Origin of the sequence: Dietzia sp. B32, assembly GCF_024732245.1 — a bacterium.
GTDB lineage: Bacteria > Actinomycetota > Actinomycetes > Mycobacteriales > Mycobacteriaceae > Dietzia.
The window spans coordinates 3720513-3725606 of record NZ_CP093845.1 but is presented as its reverse complement, the minus strand read 5'-3'; the positions used below and the strand labels follow the sequence as shown (position 1 = coordinate 3725606).

Below are 5094 nucleotides of genomic sequence, written 5' to 3'. Positions count from 1 at the left end.
TGAAGTTGTGTTCGGCGGTGACCTACTCTCCCACACCCTCACGAGTGCAGTACCATCGGCGCTGGCAGGCTTAGCTTCCGGGTTCGGAATGGGACCGGGCGTTTCCCACGCGAAGGTGGTGAGAAACCTCATCTTGGAACAGGCTTCCCGCTTAGATGCTTTCAGCGGTTATCCCTTCCGAACGTAGCTAACCAGCGATGCTCCTGGTGGAACAACTGGCACACCAGAGGTTCGTCCGTCCCGGTCCTCTCGTACTAGGGACAGCCTTCCTCAAGTTTCTTACGCGCGCGGCGGATAGAGACCGAACTGTCTCACGACGTTCTAAACCCAGCTCGCGTGCCGCTTTAATGGGCGAACAGCCCAACCCTTGGGACCTACTCCAGCCCCAGGATGCGACGAGCCGACATCGAGGTGCCAAACCATCCCGTCGATATGGACTCTTGGGGAAGATCAGCCTGTTATCCCCGGGGTACCTTTTATCCGTTGAGCGACACCGCTTCCACTTGCCGGTGCCGGATCACTAGTCCCGACTTTCGTCCCTGCTCGACGTGTCAGTCTCACAGTCAAGCTCCCTTGTGCACTTGCACTCAACACCTGATTGCCATCCAGGCTGAGGGAACCTTTGGGCGCCTCCGTTACTCTTTAGGAGGCAACCGCCCCAGTTAAACTACCCACCAGGCACTGTCCCTAACCCAGATCATGGGCCGAGGTTAGACGTCCAATACGATCAGAGTGGTATTTCAACAACGACTCCACACACACTGGCGTGCATGCTTCACAGTCTCCCACCTATCCTACACAAACCGAATCGAACGCCAATACCAAGCTATAGTAAAGGTCCCGGGGTCTTTTCGTCCTGCCGCGCGTAACGAGCATCTTTACTCGTAGTGCAATTTCGCCGAGTCTGTGGTCGAGACAGCAGAGAAGTCGTTACGCCATTCGTGCAGGTCGGAACTTACCCGACAAGGAATTTCGCTACCTTAGGATGGTTATAGTTACCACCGCCGTTTACTGGGGCTTAAATTCTCAGCTTCGCCTTGCGGCTAACCGGTCCTCTTAACCTTCCAGCACCGGGCAGGCGTCAGTCCGTATACATCGACTTACGTCTTCGCACGGACCTGTGTTTTTAGTAAACAGTCGCTTCTCTCTGGTCTCTGCGACCACCCCCAGCTCAGATCGCAAGGATCGTCACCGGGCGTGGTCCCCCTTCTCCCGAAGTTACGGGGGCATTTTGCCGAGTTCCTTAACCACAGTTCTCTCGATCGCCTTGGTATTCTCTACCTGATCACCTGTGTCGGTTTGGGGTACGGGCCGTGTATGAACTCACTAGAGGCTTTTCTCGGCAGCATAGGATCACTGAATTCCCCACAACGGGTATGCATCAAGTCTCAGCCTTGATGTGACACGGATTTGCCTATGTCACGGCCTACACTCTTACACCAGTACAACCACTGACTGGCCCAGCTACCTTCCTGCGTCACCCCATCGCTTGGCTACTACCAGATCAGGTCCCGCGCATCCAGTCCACGTCATCCCGAAGGATGCTCTAGAACATTCAGGGCGGTTAGTATCACTGATTCACCATGGGCGCGCATACACGGGTACGGGAATATCAACCCGTTGTCCATCGACTACGCCTGTCGGCCTCGCCTTAGGTCCCGACTCACCCTGGGCAGATTAGCTTGACCCAGGAACCCTTGATCATTCGGCGGACGAGTTTCTCACTCGTCATTCGCTACTCATGCCTGCATTCTCACTCGTGTGGCCTCCACGCCTGGATCACTCCGGCGCTTCTATGGCCACACGACGCTCCCCTACCCATCCATACACCTGCCCGGAGGAGGTTATTGTATGAATGCCGCGGCTTCGGCGGTGTACTTGAGCCCCGCTAAATTGTCGGCGCAGGACCACTTGACCAGTGAGCTATTACGCACTCTTTCAAGGGTGGCTGCTTCTAAGCCAACCTCCTGGCTGTCTCAGCGATCCCACATCCTTTTCCACTTAGTACACGCTTAGGGGCCTTAGCCGGCGATCTGGGCTGTTTCCCTCTCGACTATGAAGCTTATCCCCCACAGTCTCACTGCCGCACTCTCACACCTCGGCATTCGGAGTTTGGCTGACGTCAGTAACCTTGTAGGGCCCATCGGCCATCCAGTAGCTCTACCTCCGAGGTGAAACATGCGACGCTGCACCTAAATGCATTTCGGGGAGAACCAGCTATCACGGAGTTTGATTGGCCTTTCACCCCTACCCACAACTCATCCCCTCAGTTTTCAACCTAAGTGGGTTCGCGCCTCCACGACGTCTTACCGTCGCTTCACACTGGCCATGGGTAGATCACTCCGCTTCGGGTCTAGAGCATGCCACTAAGATCGCCCTATTCGGACTCGCTTTCGCTACGGCTTCCCCACACGGGTTAACCTCGCGACATACCACTAACTCGCAGGCTCATTCTTCAAAAGGCACGCCATCAGCCCTAAAGCCTCTGACGGATTGTAAGCACACGGTTTCAGGTACTATTTCACTCCCCTCCCGGGGTACTTTTCACCATTCCCTCACGGTACTAATCCGCTATCGGTCACCAAGAAGTATTTAGGCTTACCGGGTGGTCCCGGCAGATTCACAGCAGATTTCACGGGCCCGCTGCTACTTGGGAACACAAATCGCCCCGCCGCAAGGTTTTCAGGTACGGGACTCTCACCCTCTCCGGCCGACCCTTCCAAGTCGTTCCCCTAACCCGCGATCAATCAGCGCCCGGTCCGGCAGAACCGGGACATCATGCCCCACAACACCACACACGCAACCCCTGCCGGGTATCACACGCATGCGGTTTAGCCTGATCCGCGTTCGCTCGCCGCTACTGACGGAATCACTGTTGTTTTCTCTTCCTGCGGGTACTGAGATGTTTCACTTCCCCGCGTTCCCTCCACACACCCTATGTATTCAGATGCGGGTAACACGCCATCACGCGTGCTGGGTTTCCCCATTCGGACACCCTCGGATCACAGCTCGTTTGGCAGCTCCCCGAGGCTTATCGCAGCCTACTACGTCCTTCATCGGCTCTTGGTGCCAAGGCATCCACCGTGTGCTCTTACACACTTACATTCACAAACAATTAAAGATGCTCGCGTCCACTGTGCAGTTCTCAAACAACACACACCAACCCCACCCACACCCGCGCCCACAAGGCCGCATCAGATGTCTCGGGAATCAGTGCCATCAGAAACAACCAAACCCGAAGGTTCGATGGTGTTGTTTCAGACACCCAACAGTGTGTTTCGTCCGGACCACGCTCCCCCCGAACCGCCGGCCCTGAGCCGACGCCCAAAGATCAAGGCGAGTCCTACGCGATAGTGTTCCACCCAATGAGCCACAGAGCGCGCCACATTCGGACGCGAACCCTGCGCAAACTCTGACCACACAAAAGCGTGGTGAGTGCTCCTTAGAAAGGAGGTGATCCAGCCGCACCTTCCGGTACGGCTACCTTGTTACGACTTCGTCCCAATCGCCGATCCCACCTTCGACGGCTCCCTCCCGTAAGGGTTAGGCCACCGGCTTCGGGTGTTACCGACTTTCATGACGTGACGGGCGGTGTGTACAAGGCCCGGGAACGTATTCACCGCAGCGTTGCTGATCTGCGATTACTAGCGACTCCGACTTCATGGGGTCGAGTTGCAGACCCCAATCCGAACTGAGACCAGCTTTAAGGGATTCGCTCCACCTCGCGGTATCGCAGCCCTCTGTACTAGCCATTGTAGCATGTGTGAAGCCCTAGACATAAGGGGCATGATGATTTGACGTCATCCCCACCTTCCTCCGAGTTGACCCCGGCAGTCTCTCACGAGTCCCCACCATTACGTGCTGGCAACATGAGACAGGGGTTGCGCTCGTTGCGGGACTTAACCCAACATCTCACGACACGAGCTGACGACAACCATGCACCACCTGTATACAAGCCACAAGGGAAACGACATCTCTGCCGTCGTCCTGTATATGTCAAGCCTAGGTAAGGTTCTTCGCGTTGCATCGAATTAATCCACATGCTCCGCCGCTTGTGCGGGCCCCCGTCAATTCCTTTGAGTTTTAGCCTTGCGGCCGTACTCCCCAGGCGGGGCGCTTAATGCGTTAGCTACGGCACGGAATCCGTGGAAGGACCCCACACCTAGCGCCCACCGTTTACGGCATGGACTACCAGGGTATCTAATCCTGTTCGCTACCCATGCTTTCGCTCCTCAGCGTCAGTTACTACCCAGAGACCCGCCTTCGCCACCGGTGTTCCTCCTGATATCTGCGCATTTCACCGCTACACCAGGAATTCCAGTCTCCCCTGTAGTACTCAAGTCTGCCCGTATCGCCTGCACGCCCCCGGTTAAGCCGAGGGATTTCACAGACGACGTGACAAACCGCCTACGAGCTCTTTACGCCCAGTAATTCCGGACAACGCTCGCACCCTACGTATTACCGCGGCTGCTGGCACGTAGTTAGCCGGTGCTTCTTCTGCAGGTACCGTCACTTGCGCTTCGTCCCTACTGAAAGGGGTTTACAATCCGAAGACCGTCATCCCCCACGCGGCGTCGCTGCATCAGGCTTTCGCCCATTGTGCAATATTCCCCACTGCTGCCTCCCGTAGGAGTCTGGGCCGTGTCTCAGTCCCAGTGTGGCCGATCACCCTCTCAGGCCGGCTACCCGTCGTCGCCTTGGTAGGCCATTACCCCACCAACAAGCTGATAGGCCGCGGGCTCATCCTGCACCGAAAAACTTTCCAACCCCCACCATGCGGAAGGAGTTCATATCCGGTATTAGACCCAGTTTCCCAGGCTTATCCCGAAGTGCAGGGCAGATTACCCACGTGTTACTCACCCGTTCGCCACTCGTGTACCCCCGAAGGGGCCTTACCGTTCGACTTGCATGTGTTAAGCACGCCGCCAGCGTTCGTCCTCCGCTGGTCATGAAGTTGTGTTCGGCGGTGACCTACTCTCCCACACCCTCACGAGTGCAGTACCATCGGCGCTGGCAGGCTTAGCTTCCGGGTTCGGAATGGGACCGGGCGTTTCCCTGCCGCTATGGCCGCCGTAACTCTGTGAAACAAGGCCC

At 56.7% G+C, this 5094-nt stretch carries 2 other annotated features.

From position 1 onward, the window contains the following. Positions 1 to 9: 9 nt before the first annotated feature. Positions 10 to 3105 (bottom strand) — a sequence feature (most likely nonfunctional fraction of RNA operon). A 341-nt stretch (positions 3106 to 3446) separates the two neighbouring features. Continuing rightward, positions 3447 to 5075 (bottom strand) — a sequence feature (most likely nonfunctional fraction of RNA operon). Positions 5076 to 5094 lie beyond the last annotated feature (19 nt).